Origin of the sequence: Minwuia sp., assembly GCF_048263705.1 — a bacterium.
GTDB lineage: Bacteria > Pseudomonadota > Alphaproteobacteria > Minwuiales > Minwuiaceae > Minwuia.
Map to the genome: position 1 here is coordinate 14456 of NZ_JBLXDV010000017.1, position 21332 is coordinate 35787.

Here is a 21332-nt window from a genome sequence, read left to right on the forward strand (position 1 = left end):
GCTTCGTCTCGCTCCCGGAGGTGAGTATGACACGGACAGGCACTGCGTTAAGGGGAGGAATCGCATGGCAGGCTGGACCGAGACTTTCAGGGGGGTGATCTATCCGTGGCACTGCGATCACATGGGCCACATGAACGTCATGTATTACGTCAATTTCTTCGATCAGGGGGCGGGGCACCTGCTGTCGGCATGCGGCTTCAAATGGTCCGAAATGGGGGATCAGCAGATCGGCTTCGCCGACGTGAAGCATGTCATCGAATACAGGGCCGAGCAGAAGGTCGGCAGCCTGATCACGGTCGAAAGCGGAATCCTGAAGCGCGGGCGGACGTCGCTGGTCGCCGCGCACCGGATGCTGAACGTGGAAACCGGGGCGCTGGCCGCCACCATGGAGGTCACGACGATCCAGTTCGATCTCGCCGAACGGAAGTCCATGCCGTTGCCCGAAGAGACCTGGCCGCTGATCGACGCCCTGATTGTCGAGGCGGAATGACGTCGGACCTCAAGCGGATCCTGATGGTCGAGCCGATGGACGATGTCGGTCCCGCCCTGCTCAAGGAACGGGGCGGCTTCGATGTAATTGCCGCACCTGACACACGTCCCGAGACACTTGTGGCGATGGCGGAGGATATCCAGGCCATCGCCGTCCGCACCGCCCCCATGCCCGCGGCAGTCCTTGCCGCGTTCGGGGATCTGGAGATCGTGTCGCGCCACGGGGTCGGTTGCGACAATCTGGATGTCCCGCATCTGACCGGTCGCGCTATCCCGATCGCCATCGCCCTGAATGCCAATGCCGTCTCGGTAGCCGAGCATGCGATGATGCTGATGCTCGCCCTCGCGCGGAAGCTGCGGGCGCAGGATCGGGCCGTCAGGGCGGGGCGGTTCAGCGAACGGAACACGATGATCGCAGGGGATCTGCATGGCGCCACCGTTCTGGTCGTCGGCTTTGGCGGCACCGGCAGTCTGGTCGCCGCGCGCTGTCGGGCCTTCGGGATGACGGTTGTTATCTGCTCACCCTCGTTCGGTGAACAGCAGGCCGATGCCAGCGGATACGAATGCGCGACAGATCTGCAGGAAGCGCTGGCGCGTGCGGATTTCGTGAGCCTGCACCTGCCGTTGAACCGCGAGACCCGTCACCTGTTCTCTGACAGGCTGTTCGATGCCATGAAGCCCGGGGCTGTCCTGGTCAATTGTGCCAGGGGCGGCATTGTGGACGAAGCGGCCCTGATCCGGGCGCTGGACAGGGGGCAACTGTCAGCTGCCGGTATCGATGTGTTTGCAGAAGAGCCGCCGTCCGCCGACCATCCGCTGTTCACCCGCGATGATGTTCTGTTGACGCCCCACAACGGGACGGCGTCTCACGGGGCAATGCGGGAAATGTCACGCATGACGTTCCAGAACATACTCGATTTCTTCGACGGGTGTCTGCAGCCCCGGCACACGTTCAACCCTGAGGCGATCAGAACGTCGCGATAGCGGCAAGATCGAAACCGTCGCCGGTTGCGTCCTGAAGCGTGACGGCAACGGTGTCGAATTCCAGACGAAGCCCCGTAACGGTCACCGTGATCAGGAAGTCCTCGGCGGTCGCGCGCAGCGCCGTGAAGTCGAGCCGGTCATCCTCATCGGCATTGAAGTCGAGGATCGTGTCGTCTTCCGACGCGCTGTCGAACACGAACAGGTCCGCGCCATCGCCGCCCGTCATCGTGTCGGAACCGGCCCCGCCGCGCAGCGTGTCCTGCCCCGCACCGCCGTTCAGGAAATCATCGCCGACCATGCCGCCCAGCAGATCGTCGCCGTCACTGCCGATCAGGTCGTCGTTCCCCGCGCCGCCACTCAACGTGTCGTCCCCTTCATCACCGATCAGAAGGTCATCGCCTTCGTCGCCGTTCAGAATGTCGTTGTCTGCGCCGCCGCGCAGCTGATCCTCGCCGGATCCGCCGCTGAGTGTATCATTGCCGTCGCCACCGCTGAGCGTGTCCCGGTTGGCCTGGCCGAGCAGCAGATCATTTCCGAGCCCGCCGCTGAGCAGATCATCGCCGCCCCGGCCCTTCAGACGGTCATCGCCCGCGCCGCCGTCCAGCGTGTCGAGACCATTGCCGCCGTCCAGGTCATCCTGGCCGTCACCGCCGAAAAGCCGGTCCACACCGATGCCGCCGCGCAATACGTCGTCGCCGAGACCGCCGAACAGAAGATCGTTCCCGGCACCGCCCAGCAGGCGATCGTCGCCCGCATCGCCGTGCAGCGTGTCCCGGCCTGCATGCCCAGCCAGTCTGTCGTCGCCGCCGTTGCCGCGGAATCCGTCATCTCCGGTGCCGCCGAAGAGGCTGTCGTTGTGGGCCGATCCGAAGACTTCCTCGATGAAGCGCAGATCGTCGCCTGCGGCATCGCCGCCGAACCCGTCGGAGTTGGACAGATGGACGCGCACCGCCGCGGCGGAAGCGCTGTAGTCGACCGCATCGCGGCCCTCGCCGCCGATCAGGACGTCCGCACCTTCGCCGCCGATCAGCGTGTCGTCGCCATAGGCACCGCGCAGGGTGTCGGCACCACCGCCACCGAAAATCAGGTCACCGCCGCCTCCGCCCAGCACCAGATCGGCACCCAGTCCGCTGGCGATGGTATCGGCCTCACCGCTCCCCGAGACGATCTCGTCGCTGTCGCTGCCGATGAAGCCCGGAACGCGGTCGCCCGTGCCGTCATCGGCAGAACCGATGAAATCCGTCAGCGTGACTTCGGGCGTGGCGTGCCCGTGCAGAATGGCCATGAACGAATCCGACCCGGATCCGACGCGCAGCATCAGGTCGCCGAACCCGTCGCCATTCACATCGCCTGCGCTTCTGCCTGCTGTCGCGCCCGCGATCCGGAAGCCGATCTGACCATCCAGATCATCCAGGTCGATGATCCCGCGCAGATCTGCGTGGCCGAAGACAACGCCGGTGTCGGAACTGCCGTCCGCCTGGCGATCCGAAAAATTGATGTCATCGAGTCCGTCACCGTTCAGGTCACCGATCCCGCGCGCCTGATGGTTCAGGTTGCTGATCTGGATGAAGATCGCCTCGTCGAAGCTCAGGTCGGTCAGTGAACTGCTGCCCGCGCGTTCCGGGTCGCCGAAGATGATCGCAGCGCCGCCGCGATAGGAAACGAGCAGATCGCCGCGACCGTCGCCGTTGAAATCCTTCAGAAGCTCGACGTTGATCGGCGTACCCGGCAATTCGACGACAAACCCGTTCGACGGTGTATTGATCGAGATGGTCTGCCCGTTGCCCAGATCGGCGGAACCCTGAATGACGCTGACGGTGTTCGACGCCCGGTTGATCAGGGCCAGGTCGTCGATGCCGTCGCCATTCAGATCGTTGCTGCCGGACACGGCGGATCCGGTGCGGTTCGCGCGCACCTGGCCGAAGCCGTCCAGCACGATCACATCACGCTGCAGGTCATTGTCCGGATTGCCCAGCAGGATGGCGTGTTCGGCATTCTGCGGACCGGTCCCGGCTGATCGCGTGATCAGGATATCGTCGAACCCGTCGCCGTTCACATCGCCGACGAAATTGGTCTCGGTGCCGCCGAAGCTGGACAGGCGTTCTCCGATCACCAGTTGATTGTCGACGATCTCATGCAGGATATGACCGCCGACTTCTTCCTCGGAGAGGTTCGCGAAAACGCGAGGATCGCGGCCGACCAGAATTTCCAGCCGCCCGTCGCCGTCGAAATCGCCGGTGGCGGAGAAGGAGTAGCCTTCCAGCGAACTGTCGGTGCCGGGGGTGCGGAAGATCGGAGCGGGGGACACGACACCATCGCCGTTCGCCTGATCCAGAGCGCCGAAGACGGTGAAATTCCCGACCGTCACGAAGTCGCGGGACAGGGCCCAGCGCGACCCGGCGGCAATATCATCGTTGCCGTCACCGTCGACGTCGCCAAGCATTCCGAATTCCGAGATGCCGCTCCCGCCGAAACCCGATGTCCCGGAAGTATCGAGGCCGACGCCAAGTGCGCCTGGGATCGCGTTTCCCGCGATCAGGGCGTCGAAACCCACGATGTTGTCCGCATCGGACACCAGACGGCTACCTCTTGTTCTGCAGTACGCTGTTCAACCGGAAATAAAACGCGAAAGCATCCGATATGATCGGGCTTCTTATGCGACCTCTGTCGAATGCGCGCAGTGATCAGGGTCGCACTTTCTTAATAATCTATTAATCGCAAATCATTGCAATGTAAAGGAAAACGGCTTCTTATGATGTGTGCGCCGGGTACTACTTCAGTTGGCGCTCTGTTGTGCAGTCAACCGATCTGCCGGCGGGAAATCGAGACCGATTTGAAGAGCGCGAACACTTCCTTGCCTACGTGAATATCGAGATCACGGGCCGCCCGTCTTGTAATGGTTGCCGTGAGTTGTTGCCCATCCCCGAGCCGAAGCCCGAGCGAGATTCCGCCGTTTTCCAGTTGACGGGCCTCGGTCACGGTCGCGGAGATGCGGTTCAGGATCGACAGGCCCGTCGGCAGCTGCGTTCCGATGGAAATGTCGGAAGCGTTGATCCTGATCTTCACCCTGCTGCCCGGATCCAGGCCTGTCTCCGACACGAAGACCGGTTCGCCGGCGATCTCGACCTCCGTGAGGCGGTCCCGGGCATGATGCCGGCGCACGATGCCGTTCAGAAGACCGCCGCCGAAGGGACGCGAGGCGAGCGCGTCCTGCGGCGTGGCGAAGACAGCCTCCGGCACGCCCGTTTCGGTGATCCGTCCGTCGCGCATCAGGGCAATGCGGTCGCCGAGCTGGAAGGCCTCGTCAATGGAATGGGTGACATAGAGCATGGGGACCGGCCGTACGCTCTGCACGGTCCTGAGATAGGGAAGCAACTGCGCCTTCATGGTTTCGTCCAGGCTCGCCAGCGGCTCGTCGAGCAACAGGATCGCCGGTTCCGTCAGCAGGGCACGCGCGATGGCGACCCGCTGCGCTTCGCCGCCGGACAGTGTGGCCGGAATCCGGCGCATCAGCGGTTCTAACTGCATCAGTTCGGAAAGCTCGTTCAGTGTGGATCCGGACCGCGCCGTGAACAGCAGATTCTGCCGGACATTCATGTGCGGGAACAGCAGGCTGTTCTGGAAAACAAAGCCGATCCTGCGTTTCTCTGGCGGCAAGTTCTGCTTGTCCGAGAACACCTTGCGACCGTCGATTGAGATATGACCTGAATCCGGGGTCAGAAGTCCCGCAATCATCTTCAACACCGAAGACTTCCCGGCACCCGACGGGCCGAACAGCACCGTCGTTCCGTTCGGTGTCGAAAGATCGACGGCGATCTCCATGCTTCCCAGTCGTTTGCGGACGGAGATATCAAGCATTGGAGTGAAGGCCGAGCCGGCTGCGCAATCGGCGGGCGAGCCATTCGGACGCAATCAGGGCCACGAACGCCAGCACAACGGCGACGATCGACAGCCGCGTGGCGGCAGCTTCACCGCCGGGCACCTGCAGGGCCGTGTATATGGCAATCGGCAGGGTCTGCGTCTCACCGGGCAGATTGGCGACAAAGGTGATGGTCGCGCCGAACTCGCTCAGGCATCTGGCGAACGCAAGGACCGTTCCGGCGAGCAATCCGGGCGCGGCGAGGGGCAGCGTGATCCTGAAGAACACGGCCATCGGACCCTTGCCCAGCGTGCGCGCCGCCCACTCCAGACGAAGATCGATCGCCTCGATCGACAGGCGCACGGACCGCACCAGCAGCGGAAACGCGACAATGCCTGCGGCCAGCGCCGCCCCCTGCCAGGTGAAGGCGATCGTCAGTCCGGTGAAATCGCGCAAGGGACCGCCGACTGGCCCGCCCGGGCTGAACAGATACAGCAGCAGATAGCCGGTCACCACCGGGGGGACGACCAGAGGCAGGTGCACAAGACCGTCGAACAGGCTCTTGCCCGGAAAATCGCGACGCGCCAGCAGCCAGCCTGCGGCGACGCCGGGGATCAGGATCAGGGCCACCGCAAAGACAGACACCTTCAGCGAGAGCAGCAGGGCCGTTGTCTCAAGCGGGTGAAGCATCAACAGCCGTCAGGGCAGGGGATGAAACCGGCATCCGACATCACCCTGAGGCCGACATCCGAATGCAGGTAGTCCATGAAACGCGCGACATTCTCGCGATTGAGCGCCTGACCCTGAAAGGTTACCGCGGTCTCGTAGAGAATCGGCGCGTGGCTGTCGGCGGGAAAGGCGGCGATCTCGCGAATGTCCTGGAACGCCAGCGCATCCGTGCGATAGGCGATGCCGAACCTGGCGGCGCGCCGCTGCAGGAAGGCGATGGCCGAACGCACGTTGCCGGCGTGGATCGTCCGCTCGCTGACCTGATTCCAATAGCCAAGCCGGGTCAGCGCCTGCCTGGTATATTGTCCGGCAGGCACATGCGACGGGTCGGCAATGGCCAGCAGGACCTGGTCGTCCGCCTGCATGGCGGCGTCAATCGTGTCCGGCGCATCGGCATCGTCGGCCCGGGCCACCAGCACCAGCCTGTTGGTCGCGATGATCCTGCGGGAATTGCGGACGATGGCGTTGCCATCTTCCAGTCTGTCAATCCAGTCGGTATTGGCGCTGATGATCATGTCTGCCGGAGCGCCGCGCCTGATCTGACGCGCCAGAACCGAACTGCCGGCATAGGAGACCTTGACCCGGATGCGGGTCTCGCGCTGGAACCGTTCGGCAAGCGTGTCGACGACCTCCGTCATGCTGGAAGCCGCGAAGATGGTCAGTTCACGGGCGCTCACCGACGTTGCAAGCAGGACGCCGGCCAGGCAGATCAGAATTCCGCGCATCGGCATGATCACCCTCTGAGACGTTCAAAGCCCGCTTCGAGATCGGCCTTCAGATCCTCGGGATCCTCAAGGCCGATATGGTAGCGCACCAGCATGCCCGGTCCATCCCATTTGACGGCGGTGCGGTACTGTTCCGGTTTCTGCGCAATCACCAGGCTTTCATAGCCGCCCCAGCTGGCCCCGAGCCCGAAAAGCCGGTAGCCGTCGATCATCCGCTGGAGCCCGTCGTCGTCGTAGCTGTCCTTGAGCACGACGGAGAACAGCCCCGATGCGCCCAGAAAGTCGCGTTTCCAGATCCCGTGACCGGGATGGGAGGGTAGCGCCGGGTGCAGCACGCGATCGACCTCGGGCCGGGCCTCCAGCCATTCAGCGATCTCGATACCGTTCTTCATGTGCCGCTCCAGCCGCACCGAAAGGGTCCTGAGACCGCGCAGACCGAGGTAGATATCGTCCGGGCCGACACACTGGCCCATGGCCTGAGCGGTCGCGCGCAGCTTCTGCCAGGCCGATTCATTGGTCGTCACGACGCCCAGCATCGCATCCGAATGGCCGACGATATACTTGGTGGCGGCATGGATGGAGACATCGACGCCTTTTTCGAAGGGGCGAAAATAGAGGGGGGTCGCCCAGGTGTTGTCCATCATGACGACCGCACCCGCAGCGTGAGCGGCCTCTGCGATGGCCGGGATGTCCTGCATCTCGAAGGTCTGCGATCCGGGCGCCTCGACATAGACGATTCTGGTGTTCGGACGGATCAGATCCGCGATCCCCTCGCCGATCAGCGGGTCGTAGTAGGTCGTCTCGATCCCCATGCGTTTCAGGATGCCGTCGCAATAGCTGCGCGTCGGCCGATAGGCGCTGTCGGTGACCAGAATATGATCACCCGTCGCGACATATGCGGTCAGGGCGCTCGCAATGGCAGCAAGCCCCGACGGAAAGGCGAAGGACCGGTAGCCGCCTTCGATTTCGGCAACTGCCTCTTCCAGCGCCAGCGACGTCGGATGTCCGATCCGCCCGTACATCGTGACCTGCTCGCCACGGGCGCGCGCATCGCTCTTGGCGCGCATTTCCCCGACGCTTTCCTGAATGATCGTTGACGTGTGGTAAACGGGTGGATTGACGATCCCGTGATTGGCTTCGGGATCGCGACCGGCGCTGACGATGGTGGTGTCCTGCTTCATGTGGAATTCCAATCGGATTGACGAAGAACTTGCTGCCGCTGGGATATTGCTCGTGCTGTCCTGCTAGCGAAATGACTGTTGTGTTGTCCGAAACAGAGTCATAGGGTTCTCTCCGGTTACCGCACCCGTGCCGGGTTGCATACCCGCTTTGTCGGCCCCGCCACTATCGGTGAGGGAGGAAACAAGGCGGACGCACCGGAATTCCACGGGATGTGAAATTAAACAGGGAGCTTATGGGCAACATGAAAATTAAGGGTGCAATTGTAGCAGCTGCCGTCGCCGTGGTGGCGTCGTCGTCTGCATATGCGGCATCGCACAGCGCTGGCACGCTGGCAGATGTCGAAGGCAAGGGCTTCATGCAGTGCGGTGTCTCAACCGGTCTGGCCGGATTTGCGTTCACCGATGCAAACGGCAACTGGGACGGCTTCGACGTCGCGTTCTGCCGCGCTACAGCAGCCGCGATCTTCGGCGACCCGAACGCGATCAAGTTCACGCCGACGACCGGCAAGACCCGCTTCACGGCGCTGGCATCGGGCGAGGTCGACATCCTCTACCGGAACACGACCTGGACGCTCAGCCGCGACGTCGATCTGAAGTTCACCTTCCTGGGTGTGAACTACTACGACGGTCAGGGCTTCATGGTCCGCAAGGATCTGGGTGTGAAGTCGGCCAAGGAACTCGATGGCGCAACCGTCTGCATCCAGACCGGCACGACCACCGAGCTGAACCTGGCTGACTACTTCCGCGCCAACAACATGAGCTACGAGCCGGTTCCGATCGAGACCAACGCCGAAGCGCAGCAGAAGTATCTGTCGAACGCCTGTGACGTCTACACGACGGATGCCTCGGGTCTGGCCGCGACGCGCGCGACCTTCGAAACGCCGGGCGATCACGTCCTGCTGCCGGAGATCATCTCCAAGGAGCCGCTGGGTCCGCTGGTTCGCCATGGTGACGATGCCTGGGCCGACGTCGGCCGCTGGGTGCTGAACGCCCTGATCATCGCCGAGGAAAAAGGCATCACGGCCGCGAATGTCGATGACATGGCCGCGAACTCGGGCGATCCGGAAGTGAAGCGTCTGCTGGGTACCGAAGGCAGCTATGGCGATCAGCTCGGCCTGCCGAAGGACTGGGCCGTGCACGCCATCAAGGCCAACGGCAACTATGGCGAGATCTTCGAGAAGTACATCGGTGAAGCCACGGCCATTGGCCTTTCACGTGGTCTGAACCAGCTGTGGAGCAAGGGCGGTATCCTTTACGCACCGCCGTTCCGCTAGGATCGGGAAAGGGCGCGTCCTTCGGGATGCGCCCTTTTTTTTGCTATATAGTTTAGTTTTTCTAATGTTTGCATGATTTGCTGAGGGGGTGAGGCATGTCAGTCACAACTGACCAGCCGTCGGAGTCCTTCCGACTAAGCCAGCTGATCTACGACACGCGCTATCGCTCATACACAATCCAGATTTTTGCGATGATCGTGTTGATGCTGTCGTTCGCGTGGTTGATCGACAATGCGATCCAGAACCTCGCCCGGCTCGGCAAGGATTTCAGTTTCGCCTTCCTGTTCGATACGGCGTCCTATGACATCAACCAGCGCCTGATCGATTACGACTCGACCGACACCCACGGGCGCGCGGCGCTCGTCGGCATCCTGAACACCTTGCTTGTCGCGCTTCTGGGCTGCATCACGGCCACCATCATCGGCGTGATCGCAGGCGTTTTGCGGCTGTCGAACAACTGGCTGGTCGCCCGACTGATGTCGATCTACGTCGAAGCCTTCCGCAATGTGCCGGTGCTGGTCTGGATCCTGATCGTCGTGGCGGTGATCAACGAAAGCCTGCCCGCGCCGAATGCCTTCCGTGGCGAAGACGGGCTGTCGGGCTGGCTGTTCGGTTCGGTGTTCCTGACAAACCGCGGCTTCTACATCCCGGCGCCCGTTTTCGGAGCCGGGTCGATGATCGTGGTGGTCGTGTTCTTCCTGTCCCTGGCCGGCATCTGGTTCTTCGGGCGCTGGGCCAGGGCACGGCAGGCTGCGACGGGCCAGATTCTGCCGACATTCCGGATCAAGCTGGCCATCTTCTTCCTGCCATCGCTGCTGATCTTCTTCATCATGGGCATGCCGATCCAGCTGGAATATCCGGAGCTGAGGGGCTTCAATTTCCAGGGCGGCATCTTCATGCGCGACAGTCTGATCGGGCTGTGGCTGGCACTGTCGATCTACACCGGAGCCTTCATCGCGGAGAATGTCCGCGCAGGCATCCTTTCCGTCAGCAAGGGGCAGACCGAAGCGGCCTTCGCTCTTGGCCTGCGTCCCAACCGGACCATGAACCTGGTGATCCTGCCGCAGGCGCTTCGGGTCATCGTGCCGCCCCTGATCAGCCAGTATCTCAACCTGACCAAGAACTCATCGCTGGCCATCGCTGTCGGTTACATGGATGCGACAGGGACGCTGGGCGGCATCACGCTGAACCAGACAGGGCGCGAGATGGAGACGCTGATGTTGCTCATGCTGTTCTATCTCGTCGTGTCGCTCGGTATTTCCGCGGTGATGAACATCTACAACGAACGCATGAAATTGCAGGAGCGCTGAGATGGTACAGGAACATACCGCCCGCTTCGTCGCCGATCGCGAGATCCCGGCCACACCGCCGCCCGCCAGTGAGTCTGGCGCGATCGGCTGGCTGCGTTTCAACCTGTTCTCCGGTCCCTTCAACACCATCGTCACACTGCTGTTCAGCGCATTCGTGTTCTACGTGGTGTGGTCGATCCTGCCGTGGTTCCTGGATTCGGTCTGGACCGCCGGGTCATTGCCTGAATGCCGGCAGATGGGTGACGGTGCCTGTTTAGCCGTGATCCGGGAGCGGTGGGAGCAGTTCATGTTCGGCTTCTATCCGGCGGAGGAACGCTGGCGGCCGGTGCTCGCGTTCGTGCTCCTGTTTGTGGCGATCTGGCCCGCGCTGTTCAGTTCCGCGCCCCGCAAGCTGCTGATTCTCAGCGCGCTTTATCCGCTGATTGCCTACTGGCTGATCTGGGGCGGCACGATCTGGGGGCCGATCGGTGTTCTGCTGGGTGTCGCACTGGCTGTCGCCATTGTCCGCTTCCTCCCATCCGTTCTGGCCAATGCCATGGACGAGGGGCTGGCGTTCCTGTTGTCGCTGATCGCCGCCGGTCTGATCATGGCGCTCTGGTGGCTGTTTGCCGTCGTGCCCTTTGACGAAGCGCTGAGCAGTATCGTGAATATCGGGCTGGAACCGGTCGAATCCGCCAAGCTGGGCGGCTTCCTGCTCTCCCTGATCATCGGCGTTTCCGGCATTGCCGGTTCGTTGCCCATCGGGATCTGCCTTGCGCTCGGGCGGCAGTCGAACCTGCTGATCATCAAGTCCGTCTGTGTCGGGTTCATCGAATTCATTCGCGGCGTCCCGCTGATCACGTTGCTGTTCGTCGCCTCGACGGTGCTGAACTACTTCCTGCCGCCGGGTACCGAGTTCGACCTGATCCTGCGCGTGATCATCATGGTGACATTGTTCGCTGCCGCCTACATGGCCGAGGTCATTCGCGGGGGGCTGGCGGCCTTGCCGCGCGGTCAGTACGAAGCCGCCGACTCGCTGGGACTGGATTACTGGCAGGCGACCCGCTTCATCATCATGCCGCAGGCGCTCAAGATCTCGATCCCGGGCATCGTCAACACCTTCATCGGGCTGTTCAAGGACACGACCCTGGTGATCGTGATCGGCCTGCTCGATCCGGTCGGCATTCTGGGCCCGATCCGCGCCGACCAGAACTGGAACGGTATCGTATGGGAGCTCTATGGCTTCATCGCGCTGTTCTTCTTCATCTTCTGTTTTTCCATGTCCCGCTATTCGCAGTATCTGGAGCGCAAGCTGCAGACCGGGCACAATTAAGGGAGGCCACACCCATGTCCGAAGTTGCCATCGAACGCGAGGTCGACCGCTCAGCGATGACGGTCTCTGACGAGGTCGCCATCCAGATCACCGACATGAACAAGTGGTACGGCGATTTCCATGTGCTGCGCGATATCAATCTGACGGTCTACCGGGGCGAAAGGATCGTGGTCTGCGGGCCGTCCGGTTCGGGCAAATCGACCCTGATCCGCTGCATCAACGCGCTCGAAGAACATCAGAAGGGCCAGATCACGGTGGACGGGACGGTGCTCTCGTCGGACCTGAAGAACATCGACAAGGTGCGTTCGGAAGTCGGCATGTGCTTCCAGCACTTCAACCTGTTCCCGCATCTGTCGATCCTGGAGAACTGCACGCTGGCACCGATCTGGGTCCGCAAGGAGCCGAAGAAGGAGGCCGAGGCGCTGGCCATGGAATACCTGGAGCGGGTGAAGATCGCCGACCAGGCGCTGAAATATCCGGGCCAGCTTTCCGGCGGCCAGCAGCAGCGCGTGGCAATCGCACGTTCGCTGTGCATGCAGCCGCGCATCATGTTGTTCGACGAGCCGACGTCGGCGCTTGATCCGGAGATGATCAAGGAAGTTCTGGACGTCATGGTCGACCTGGCCGAGACCGGCATGACCATGATCTGCGTGACCCACGAAATGGGCTTCGCCCGCAAGGTGGCCAACCGCGTGATCTTCATGGATCAGGGGCAGATCGTCGAACAGAACGAACCGGAAGAGTTCTTTACCAACCCGCAGAGTGACCGCACCAAGCTGTTCCTGAGCCAGATCCTCAGTCACTGATGGGCGCGCGGATACTCGGCTTTGCCGGCAGCACCCGGGCCGCATCGGTCAATCGCGTCGCGGCGCAGGCTGCGCTGGCGGGCGCGGAAGCGGCTGGCGGCGAAGTCACCTGGCTGGAGCTGCGCGACTACCCGTTGCCTCTCTATGACGGGGACTTGGAAGCCAACGAGGGGTTCCCTGACAATGTGATTGCATTGAAGGATCTTTTCGATGCGCATGACGGTCTGGTCATCGGATGTCCGGAATACAACAGTTCGATCACACCGCTTCTGAAGAACACCATCGACTGGGTTTCCCGCCCGATCGAGGGACGCCCGCCGCTGCACGCGTTCGCCGGAAAGGTCGCGGGTCTGGTGTCGGCGTCCGGTGGCGCGCTCGGCGGTCTGCGCGGACTTGTCCACGTCCGTGCCATCCTGGGTAACATCGGTGTGACGGTGATCCCGCAGCAGCGCGCGGTCGGCGGTGTCGCAGGCAAGATCGCGGATGGTGCCATCACCGACGATGACACGCTGAAATCGCTGATGCTCGTCGGTGCGCGCACGGCTGACGTGGCCGCTGCGCTGAAGGCGCAGGCCTGACCGCTGCGGTCTTATTCGGGCATCGGGAACGCGCCGTCGTCATCCTGCGGGTACTGCGGCAGGGCCGAATCCAGCGTGTAATAACCGCCCTTGTCCGACACGAAGATATGCCCGATCGTTTTCAGGTCGCTGCTGTCGTCCAGCGTCCCGGCGGTCACGCTGATGGTCTCGCCCTCATCGCTGCGCCAGAACAGGGAACAACCGCATTCGCCGCAGAAACCGCGTCCGGCGATCTCACTGGCACGATACCATTTCAGGCCGCGCTCCTCGGTCAGGGAAAATGTGTCGCGCCATGCGGTCGCCGCGGGCATGAAGTGACCCGTCGTCTTGCGGCACTGGCTGCAATGGCAGCAGACGATGTCGCGCAGCGGACCATCGATACGGTATCGGACGGCACCGCAATAACACCCGCCGGTGTAAGCTGCTGCGTCTGTCATGGGCTTCCCTCACGTTCCATGTTCACGTCACGTTCGCAATCCGACGGCGGGTTGTCGAGCGAGAATATTTCCGGTGCAGATTATGATTTCTGTGGCGACACCGGTTCAGGACTGGAGCATGGCCTCCACCACACGCTGAACATCGAGAGCTTCCTGCACGGTGGCCAGATCGTTCTCATCGCCGGCGACCAGGGCGTTCAGCTTCCCGATCTGTCCCTGCAGGATCAGCGGACGCATCTCCTCGTGAGACGCCGCGTCAGGCGCACCCTCCCATTCTCCGGTCCGCTCGTTCAATCTCTCCGCGAACGACCAGTCACGCAGGCGGATCGAGCCGCTGGTGCCGTTCAACTGCCAGATATTGTGGTCCGGCAGATCGGTCTCACCCACCGTGCCCTGGATCGACACGGGCAGGTCGCCGGCCATGATCTGCGCCTGGATACCGGTTTCCGCCTTTCCGGACACCGGATAACGTGCGCTGGACGACAGCAGGGCAAGGGGGCCGAACGTCCGGCGGGTCAGAAACAGGAAATGCGAGACGACCTCACGCGTGAAGCCACCCTCGGCAGGGCCGCTCAGCCAACCCGAGGCATCCATCTGCCAGGGGCGGGGCCATGCCGCGAAGGCGGTCAGGATTTCGACAGACTGCGCCTGGCCGACCGTTCCGTCACCGATCCACCGATGCAACTGGTGCACGGCGGGCGACGAGGCGAAGATGAAATTGACCGCGGCCCGGGCGCCTTCGGCTTCGACCAGTGCGGCAAACGCTTCCGCATCCTGAACCGAGACCGCCAGGGGCTTTTCGGTAAACACCGCCCGTCCTGCCGCAATCGCCTGTCGCGCATGGGCGAGGTGTGTCGCCGGCGGCGAGGCGATGTAGATGCACTCGGCCTCGGCGATCAGATCTTCGACGGTGGGCGTGATCGGCAGATCGGGAAACTCGGCACCCAATTCGGATCTCCGGTCGGCGGACGGATCCGAGACGCCCGAAACCGTTACGCCAAGCGCCGGTGTGTCGCGCGCGACACGCAGAATTCTTTCACCCATGATGCCGCAGCCGATGATCCCGAGTTTCATATCCTGTCCTTCTGATGGCTGCCATGGCGCGAAGGCCGGTTGCGCTTCCTCGTCGATATGCCAGACTCCCGCCAGCAGATCAGTGATGACACAGGCTTGGCCTGTCGCGAAGGGGAGAGCGCGTTGGATTTCGATTTTTCTGATGAACAGAGGCAGTTGCAGGACCATGTCCGCCGCTTCCTGTCCGACAAGTGTGAGTCCGGTGTTGTACGCGCCGTGCTGGAAAGCGACGCTCCGTTCGATCGGAACCTGTTGAAGGAACTCGGCGCGCTGGGCGTGCTGGGTGCAGCGATCCCCGAAGCCTACGGCGGGTCCGGGCAGGGACCGCTTGAGCTCTGTCTGGTGGCCGAGGAACTGGGGCGGGCGATCGCGCCCGTGCCTGTCTCTTCCTCCATCTATCTGGCCGCGGGTTTCCTGATGGATGCGGGCAGCGAAACGCAGAAGTCGGAATGGCTGCCCGGGCTTTGCAGCGGCGAGATCGCGGGTACCTTTGCGCATTCGGAGGCGGCCGGTCGCGTTGCGCTGAAGCGACTGCAGTCACGGGTGACCGGCGGGAAGCTGAGCGGCACCAAGACGGCTGTGCTGGACGGGCTGGGAGCGGATCTGGCGGTTGTATCCGCCCTGGATGGGGATGCGCCCGCGCTGTGGCTGGTCGATCTGCGGGGGAACGGCGTGGCCGTCGAGGCGCTGGACTGCATCGATCCCACACGCAAGCTGGCGAAGATCACCTTCGATCAGGCCGTCGCTGAAAAGCTGCAGGGCGATGCTGCCGGGGTCATCGAGCGGGTCATGGATCGGGCGGCGATCTATCTGGGTTTCGAACAGCTGGGCGGCGCGGAAACCGCGCTGGATGCCGCGCGCGAGTACGCGATGGAGCGCATGGCGTTCGGACGGCAGATCGGCTCGTTTCAGGCCATCAAGCACATGCTGGCGGACATGTATGTCTCCGCCACGCTGGCACGATCCAATGCCTACTACGGCGCGTGGGCCGTATCGACGGGCGCGGCGGAACTGCCGGTCGCGGCGGCGACGGTGCGGGTGTCATCGACCAAGGCCTATCAGCACTGTGCGAAGAACAACATCCAGATCCATGGCGGCATGGGGTTCACATGGGAGTTCGACTGCCATCTGCACTACCGCCGCTCGAACGGGTTGGCGCTGGCGCTTGGACCGCTGTCCCAGTGGGAAGACCGCCTGATCGAGCAGATGCGCCGCTCGAACGCCAATGCCAACGCCGCCTGAAGGAGAAGACAGATGAATTTCGACGACACCCCTCAGGAAGCCGAATTCCGTGCCACCGTCCGGTCCTGGATCGATGCGAACGCGCCTCATCACCTCGCCGAGGCCCTGGCGGAGGGCAGCCGCAGCAACGCGCAGATGCTGGCCGATGCAAAAGCCTGGCAAAAGACGAAGGCCGACGGCGGTTGGGCCTGCATGCACTGGCCCGAAGAGTATGGCGGCAAGGGAGCCACGGCCATCGAGCGGGTCATCTGGGACCAGGAAGAAGGCATCTATTCCAAGCTGAATGCGCCGTTCGGTATCGGACAGGGCATGTGCGGCCCGACCGTGATGGACTGGTCCAGCGAGGCGCACAAGCGCGCGCGGCTGCCCGCGCTGGCGTCCGGTGAGGAGATCTGGTGCCAGCTGTTTTCCGAACCGGCTGGCGGCTCGGATGTCGCCGGACTTCGGACACGCGCGGAACAGGCTGAAGACGGCTCCGGCGACTGGATCGTCAACGGCCAGAAAATCTGGACATCGGGTGCGCACTATTCCGACTGGGGCCTGCTGATCACCCGCACCGATCCGACCGTGCCGAAACACAAGGGGCTGACCATGTTCTTCTTGGACATGAAGTCCCCGGGCGTTGAAGTCCGCCCGATCAAGCAGGCCAGCGGGGATTCCAACTTCAACGAGGTCTTCTTCACCGATGTCCGTATTCCCGACGATCAGCGTCTGGGGGCCGTGGGGCAGGGCTGGCAGGTGTCGTTGACGACACTGATGAACGAACGTTTCTCGATCGGTGCGCGGCTGCAGACCGGCTTTCCGGAACTGTTCGATCATTGCATGGAGATGGAGATTGATGGCCAGTCGGCGGTTGACGATCCGGTGGTGCGTTCGAAGCTGGCGGACTTCGCCGTCAAGAACAGCGGCCTGAAATACACCGCGATGCGCTCGATCAGCGCCATGTCGAAGGGCGGGACACCGGGCCCGGAAAATTCCATCGGCAAGCTGGTCGCCGGGCAACTGATGCAGGACATCGGCATGTTCGCCATGGACCTGCAGGCCGAGGCAGGCGCGCTGATGAAGGAGGACGCGGCGGACGATGGCCGGTTTCAGGATCTGCTGCTCTGGGCACCGGGTCTGAAGATCGCGGGCGGGACCGACGAGATCCTACGTAACATCATCAGCGAACGAGTGCTTGGATTGCCGGGCGACATCCGCGTCGACAAGTCCGTTCCCTTCAATGAAATTCCGACCAGCGGGAAGGCCAGATCATGAGCGCGACGCAACCGAATTTCTCTGCCGACCTGTCCGGTCAGGTCGCGATCGTCACAGGGGCCTCGTCGGGGCTGGGCCTGCGGTTTGCCAAGGTGCTGGCCGCCTCGGGTGCCCGCGTCGCGCTGACCGCGCGCCGTGCGGACCGGCTGGATCAGGTCGCCGACGAAATCCGCGGCGAAGGCGGCACCGCGGCGCCGTTCGTGCTGGATGTGATGGAATCCGATCAGCTGACGGCGCTGGTGGGCAAGGTCGAGGCGGAACTCGGTCTGCCGACCATTCTGGTCAACAATGCGGGTATCCCCGATGCCCAGCGCGCCACGAAGATGTCCGTCGACCTGATCGACCGTGTGCTGGATACGAACGTGCGGGCCCCGTACATCCTGTCGTGCGAGGTCGCACGCCGACTGATCGAGGAAAAGACGCCGGGCCGGATCGTCAACATCTCGTCCGCCGGAGCCTTCAACTACCGGGGGCAGGGGGCCGCGCTCTATTCGATCTCGAAGGCCGCCGTGATCCGCATGACCGAGGCGCTGGCCGTCGAGTGGGCCCAGTTCAACATCAACGTCAACGCCATAGCGCCGGGTGCCTTCGCGTCGGAAATGATGGACGGCATGCTTTCGCGGATGGGGGATATCACCAAGGGGTTCCCGCGCAAGCGGCTGGGCGATCCGTCGCAACTGGACAGCAGTCTGCTGTACTTCTGCTCGCCCTCATCCGACTTCGTCACCGGCACCTACGTCCGCGTCGATGACGGCCAGCATCCGCGCTAGAGCAGCCCGGTCGAGCGGAAGCTGAACGGGTCACCGGCCCCGATCACCAGGTGATCGTGCAGGACCACACCGACGGCCTTCGCCGCGTCGCGCACCTGCTTGGTCATCTCGATGTCGGCGTGGCTCGGCGTTGGATCGCCGGACGGATGATTGTGCACCATGATCATGGCCGAGGCTTCCAGCTGCAGCGCCCGCTTCACGACCTCGCGCGGGTAGACCGGCGTGTGGTCCACGGTGCCATGCTGCTGTGCGTCATCGGCGATCAGCACGTTCTTGCGGTCCAGGTAGAGCACATGGAAGGCCTCGGTCTTTTCATAGGCCAGGCTGGCCCTGCAGTAGTCGATCAGCGATTGCCAGGATGAGAGCACTTCACGGTTCATGACGCGGTCGCGGGTCAGCCGGACGGCAGCGGCATCCAGCATCTTCAGCGAGGCGATGGCCGCCTCACCGATCCCCGGAACTTCGGCCAGGCGTTCAGGCGTTGCCTTGATGACATGCGAGAAGTCCTTGAACCGGTTGATCAGTTCCTTTGCCAGGGGCTTGGTGTCGCCGCGCGGATTGGCTGCCCAGAGGACCATCTCCAGAAGCTCGTAATCCTGCAGGGCATCGGGGCCGTGTTCGATCAGCCGCTGTCTCAATCGGCTGCGATGGCCGTGATAGTGCGGTCTGGACTTGTCCTCGGCCAAGGTCGTTGCCGTTCAGTACGGCGGCTTGTGCTGACCCGTCGGCGATTCCGTGAAGATCTCGAAGCCGTCCTCGGTGATGCCGATCGAATGTTCGAACTGTGCCGACAGGGAGCGGTCGCGCGTCACCGCCGTCCATCCGTCTTCCAGAATCTTCACCTGCCACGTGCCCAGATTGATCATTGGTTCGATGGTGAAGAACATGCCCGCCTTCAGTTCGACACCCGCGCCGGGCTGACCGTAGTGCAGCACGTTCGGCGCGTCATGGAACACCTTGCCCAGACCGTGCCCGCAGAAGTCGCGGACCACCGAGCAGCGTTCGCTTTCGGCATATTCCTGAATGGCATGACCGATGTCGCCCAGATGCGCGCCCGGACGGACCGCCCGGATGCCGCGCATCATGGCCTCGTAGGTCACATCGACAAGGCGCCGTGACTTCAGCTTCGGCTTGCCGACGTAGAACATGCGGCTGGTGTCGCCGTGCCAGCCGTCGACGATGACGGTGACGTCGATGTTCATCACATCGCCGTCCTTCAGCACCCGCTCTCCGGGGATGCCGTGGCAGACCACATGATTGATCGAGGTGCAGATGGATTTCGGAAAACCGCGATAATTCAGCGGGGCAGGGATACCGCCGCGCGCGGTGATGAATTCGTGGCAGAGCTGATCCAGATGGCCTGTCGTCACGCCCGGCTTCACATGTTCGATGATCATGTCCAGCGTTTCCGCTGCCAGACGGCCTGCCGCGCGCATGCCGGCGAAGTCATCGGCGTCGTGCAGCTTGATCTGGCCCGTATTGCGAACCGGGGCTTTCTCGGCGGTGATGTAGTTCATGTCTGTTCAGTCGACCTCTACCGGAACGGAACCCGCAGGATATATGCCGCCGGGCGAGACCGCGCAAGTATAGCACAGCAGTTCAACACCCGCATGCCGTGCCGAGAGCAGTGCTTCGGCATAGGCCGGATCGATATCGGCTGCGGGCCGGAACAGACGCCCATCGGCGCGCGGGCTGAGGAACAGCATGACCGAACGATGCCCCCGCGCGGCCATCCCGCTCAGTTCGATCAGGTGTTTCCTTCCGCGTTTCGTGACCGAATCCGGAAACTCGATCAGCCCCTCTTGCCGGGACATGGTGACGGACTTGATCTCGACATAGCAGTCGGGCCGGCCATCCTTCTGCAGCAGCAGGTCGATGCGTGACCCTTCCCCGTAACGCACCTCGCGCCGAACCGTGTCATAGCCGGACAGTTCGGGAATCTCGCCCGCCGCAACCGCTTCCTCAGCCGCGCGGTTCGGACGCTGTGTGTTCACGCACACAAGGGTGTCCGCGACCTGCAGCAGTTCCAGCGACCAGGCGAGCTTGCGTTTCGGATCGGCGCTGTGGCTCAGCCAGACGGTCTGGGATGCCTCCGGTTCGATCAGGCTGAGCATGGAGCCCGGGTTTGGGCAATGCGCGGTCACAACCTCGCCCGACGGCAGTTCCACGTCGGCGAGGAAACGCTTGTAACGGCGGATCAGCCGCGCTTCGGTCAATGCTGACGGGAATTCCAGAACGGCCTCCGGGTGGGTGGTAACCAAGCTTTAAATCATCGAGGTCATCTTCATACAGTCCGGCCCTTATCGGAACACGCAAGAGCTCATGTCATCCATTCCAAATGCGGGCGCGCAGGTGTCGCCGAGAAATGCGGTCTTGAACGATTGCCGCTCCGTTCTCACCGAGTTGCTCGATGCGACCGCGGATGAAGCGCCTGAATCGCCTGACGCGCCATGGCGCCGCCGTATTCTTCGCAAGCTGCACACGGTCAAGGGTGCCGCCGCATTCCTGGAACTGGACGCCGTGGCGAACAGTCTTCACGCCATCGAGGGGATGCTGACCGATCAGGACGCGGTGGAACACACGGTCCTCCGTGACAGCGTTCGGCAGGCGCTCTCGTTGCTGGCGGACGATGATGTGGCAATATCGACGGAAGCAGCCGTGGAACACCGGGTGGGCGAGGCGCTCTGGTGGGCGAACGAACTGATTCAATCGACTGCCCGGCGGCTTGGAAAACGGGTCTTTATCGTGGTTCGGGGCGGCGACCTGGTCATCAGTGAACGAACTCACCAGGCCCTGCAGGCGACGCTCCAGCACCTGGTCAGGAACGCGATCGTTCACGGCATCGAAGGCCCTGACACGCGTGAGCGCGCCGGAAAGCCGGCTGCCGGCCTGATCACCATCGCAGCCGGTCGCAGCGAGAGCGGTGTCTGGGTCTCGGTGACCGACAATGGCGCCGGCATCACCGAGCAGATCAGACCGACGTTGTTCCAGTTCGGCCAGACGACAGCGGCGAAAGCGGATCTGGATGCGGGAAGGGGGCTCGGCCTGGCGACGGTCCATGACGTTGCCGTCGATATGGGCGGGCGTGTCGAATGCGAGAGCCGCGAAGGTGAAGGTACGAGCTTCACCCTGCATCTGCCCGATCCTGGCTGAACCTTTGGGCAGCGGGATGGTCCGCGCTCCCCGGTCCGGGCCTCCGTTCCCTGATACCCGGCCCTCTGACGATCTTCCCGACGATCACTTGTGATCCCCGCCCGGCGTGCCAACGTAGGCGTCTGTACCCGACCGTTCCTGCGACCGACTTC

At 62.9% G+C, this 21332-nt stretch carries 21 protein-coding genes; 11 read left to right on the forward strand and 10 right to left on the reverse strand.

Going from position 1 to position 21332, the window contains the following annotated elements; genetic code table 11:
• Nucleotides 1-64: 64 nt before the first annotated feature.
• Nucleotides 65-490 (forward strand): acyl-CoA thioesterase, encoded by a 426-nt coding sequence (locus ACN0X7_RS18515; RefSeq protein ID WP_417519955.1) that lies wholly within the window; start codon nucleotides 65-67, stop codon nucleotides 488-490.
• Nucleotides 487-1473 (forward strand): hydroxyacid dehydrogenase, encoded by a 987-nt coding sequence (locus ACN0X7_RS18520; protein WP_417519956.1) that lies wholly within the window; start codon nucleotides 487-489, stop codon nucleotides 1471-1473. The genes ACN0X7_RS18515 and ACN0X7_RS18520 overlap by 4 nt, the downstream gene beginning before the upstream one ends.
• Here ACN0X7_RS18520 and ACN0X7_RS18525 read toward each other — a convergent pair.
• The 5 genes from ACN0X7_RS18525 to metC form a co-directional block, all read right to left on the reverse strand.
• Nucleotides 1457-4048 (reverse strand): hypothetical protein, encoded by a 2592-nt coding sequence (locus ACN0X7_RS18525; RefSeq protein WP_417519957.1) that lies wholly within the window; start codon nucleotides 4046-4048, stop codon nucleotides 1457-1459. The two genes, ACN0X7_RS18520 and ACN0X7_RS18525, sit on opposite strands and share 17 nt — an antisense overlap.
• A 224-nt stretch (nucleotides 4049-4272) precedes the next feature.
• The gene (modC, locus tag ACN0X7_RS18530; RefSeq protein WP_417519958.1) at nucleotides 4273-5331 is read right to left on the reverse strand and encodes a molybdenum ABC transporter ATP-binding protein; all 1059 of its coding nucleotides are present in this window, start codon (nucleotides 5329-5331) and stop codon (nucleotides 4273-4275) included.
• A complete protein-coding gene (gene modB, locus ACN0X7_RS18535; protein ID WP_417519959.1) occupies nucleotides 5324-6025 on the reverse strand; it encodes a molybdate ABC transporter permease subunit in 702 nt (233 codons plus the stop codon). The genes modC and modB overlap by 8 nt, the downstream gene beginning before the upstream one ends.
• Nucleotides 6022-6786, reverse strand: coding sequence for a molybdate ABC transporter substrate-binding protein (gene modA, locus ACN0X7_RS18540; protein ID WP_417519960.1), 765 nt, complete (start codon nucleotides 6784-6786; stop codon nucleotides 6022-6024). The genes modB and modA overlap by 4 nt, the downstream gene beginning before the upstream one ends.
• Before the next feature lie 8 nt (nucleotides 6787-6794).
• Nucleotides 6795-7967, reverse strand: a complete 1173-nt coding sequence (gene metC / locus ACN0X7_RS18545; RefSeq protein ID WP_417519961.1) for a cystathionine beta-lyase — start codon at nucleotides 7965-7967, stop codon at nucleotides 6795-6797.
• Nucleotides 7968-8209: 242 nt separating this feature from the next.
• Here metC and ACN0X7_RS18550 point away from each other — a divergent pair, with 242 nt between their 5' ends.
• From ACN0X7_RS18550 to ACN0X7_RS18570, 5 genes are all read left to right on the forward strand, one after another.
• Entirely contained in the window at nucleotides 8210-9241 is a 1032-nt protein-coding gene (locus ACN0X7_RS18550; RefSeq protein ID WP_417519962.1) for an amino acid ABC transporter substrate-binding protein, read from the forward strand.
• A gap of 95 nt (nucleotides 9242-9336) precedes the next feature.
• Nucleotides 9337-10551, forward strand: coding sequence for an amino acid ABC transporter permease (locus tag ACN0X7_RS18555; RefSeq protein WP_417519963.1), 1215 nt, complete (start codon nucleotides 9337-9339; stop codon nucleotides 10549-10551).
• Nucleotide 10552: 1 nt separating this feature from the next.
• Nucleotides 10553-11863 carry an amino acid ABC transporter permease gene (locus ACN0X7_RS18560; protein ID WP_417519964.1) on the forward strand — a complete coding sequence of 437 codons (1311 nt, stop codon included), beginning with the start codon at nucleotides 10553-10555 and terminating at the stop codon, nucleotides 11861-11863.
• 14 nt (nucleotides 11864-11877) lie between these two features.
• On the forward strand, nucleotides 11878-12669 hold the full coding sequence (locus tag ACN0X7_RS18565; RefSeq protein WP_417519965.1) for an amino acid ABC transporter ATP-binding protein: 792 nt from the start codon (nucleotides 11878-11880) through the stop codon (nucleotides 12667-12669).
• The gene (locus ACN0X7_RS18570) at nucleotides 12669-13247 is read left to right on the forward strand and encodes an NADPH-dependent FMN reductase (RefSeq protein ID WP_417519966.1); all 579 of its coding nucleotides are present in this window, start codon (nucleotides 12669-12671) and stop codon (nucleotides 13245-13247) included. The genes ACN0X7_RS18565 and ACN0X7_RS18570 overlap by 1 nt, the downstream gene beginning before the upstream one ends.
• Nucleotides 13248-13258: 11 nt before the next feature.
• Here ACN0X7_RS18570 and ACN0X7_RS18575 read toward each other — a convergent pair whose 3' ends face one another.
• Nucleotides 13259-13684, reverse strand: a complete 426-nt coding sequence (locus ACN0X7_RS18575) for a GFA family protein (RefSeq protein ID WP_417519967.1) — start codon at nucleotides 13682-13684, stop codon at nucleotides 13259-13261.
• 105 nt (nucleotides 13685-13789) lie between these two features.
• Nucleotides 13790-14758: a Gfo/Idh/MocA family protein gene (locus ACN0X7_RS18580; RefSeq protein WP_417519968.1), complete on the reverse strand. Its 969-nt coding sequence runs from the start codon at nucleotides 14756-14758 to the stop codon at nucleotides 13790-13792.
• Between the two features lie 123 nt (nucleotides 14759-14881).
• On the opposite strand from ACN0X7_RS18580, the gene ACN0X7_RS18585 reads away from it, so the two are divergent.
• The 3 genes from ACN0X7_RS18585 to ACN0X7_RS18595 are packed head-to-tail and all read left to right on the forward strand — an operon-like array spanning nucleotide 14882 to nucleotide 18027.
• On the forward strand, nucleotides 14882-16000 hold the full coding sequence (locus ACN0X7_RS18585) for an acyl-CoA dehydrogenase family protein (protein WP_417519969.1): 1119 nt from the start codon (nucleotides 14882-14884) through the stop codon (nucleotides 15998-16000).
• Between the two features lie 12 nt (nucleotides 16001-16012).
• A complete protein-coding gene (locus ACN0X7_RS18590) occupies nucleotides 16013-17257 on the forward strand; it encodes an acyl-CoA dehydrogenase family protein (RefSeq protein ID WP_417519970.1) in 1245 nt (414 codons plus the stop codon).
• Nucleotides 17254-18027: an SDR family NAD(P)-dependent oxidoreductase gene (locus ACN0X7_RS18595; RefSeq protein ID WP_417519971.1), complete on the forward strand. Its 774-nt coding sequence runs from the start codon at nucleotides 17254-17256 to the stop codon at nucleotides 18025-18027. Before ACN0X7_RS18590 ends, ACN0X7_RS18595 begins: the two co-directional genes overlap by 4 nt.
• On the opposite strand, the gene radC is transcribed toward ACN0X7_RS18595, so the two are convergent.
• The 3 genes from radC to sfsA are packed head-to-tail and all read right to left on the reverse strand — an operon-like array spanning nucleotide 18024 to nucleotide 20261.
• Nucleotides 18024-18713: a RadC family protein gene (gene radC / locus ACN0X7_RS18600; RefSeq protein ID WP_417519972.1), complete on the reverse strand. Its 690-nt coding sequence runs from the start codon at nucleotides 18711-18713 to the stop codon at nucleotides 18024-18026. The two genes, ACN0X7_RS18595 and radC, sit on opposite strands and share 4 nt — an antisense overlap.
• 12 nt (nucleotides 18714-18725) lie before the next feature.
• Nucleotides 18726-19544 carry a type I methionyl aminopeptidase gene (gene map, locus ACN0X7_RS18605; RefSeq protein WP_417519973.1) on the reverse strand — a complete coding sequence of 273 codons (819 nt, stop codon included), beginning with the start codon at nucleotides 19542-19544 and terminating at the stop codon, nucleotides 18726-18728.
• Nucleotides 19545-19550: 6 nt separating this feature from the next.
• A complete protein-coding gene (gene sfsA / locus ACN0X7_RS18610; RefSeq protein ID WP_417520011.1) occupies nucleotides 19551-20261 on the reverse strand; it encodes a DNA/RNA nuclease SfsA in 711 nt (236 codons plus the stop codon).
• 139 nt (nucleotides 20262-20400) lie between these two features.
• Between sfsA and ACN0X7_RS18615 the strand changes: the two genes are divergently transcribed.
• Nucleotides 20401-21180, forward strand: coding sequence for an ATP-binding protein (locus ACN0X7_RS18615; RefSeq protein ID WP_417519974.1), 780 nt, complete (start codon nucleotides 20401-20403; stop codon nucleotides 21178-21180).
• Nucleotides 21181-21332 lie beyond the last annotated feature (152 nt).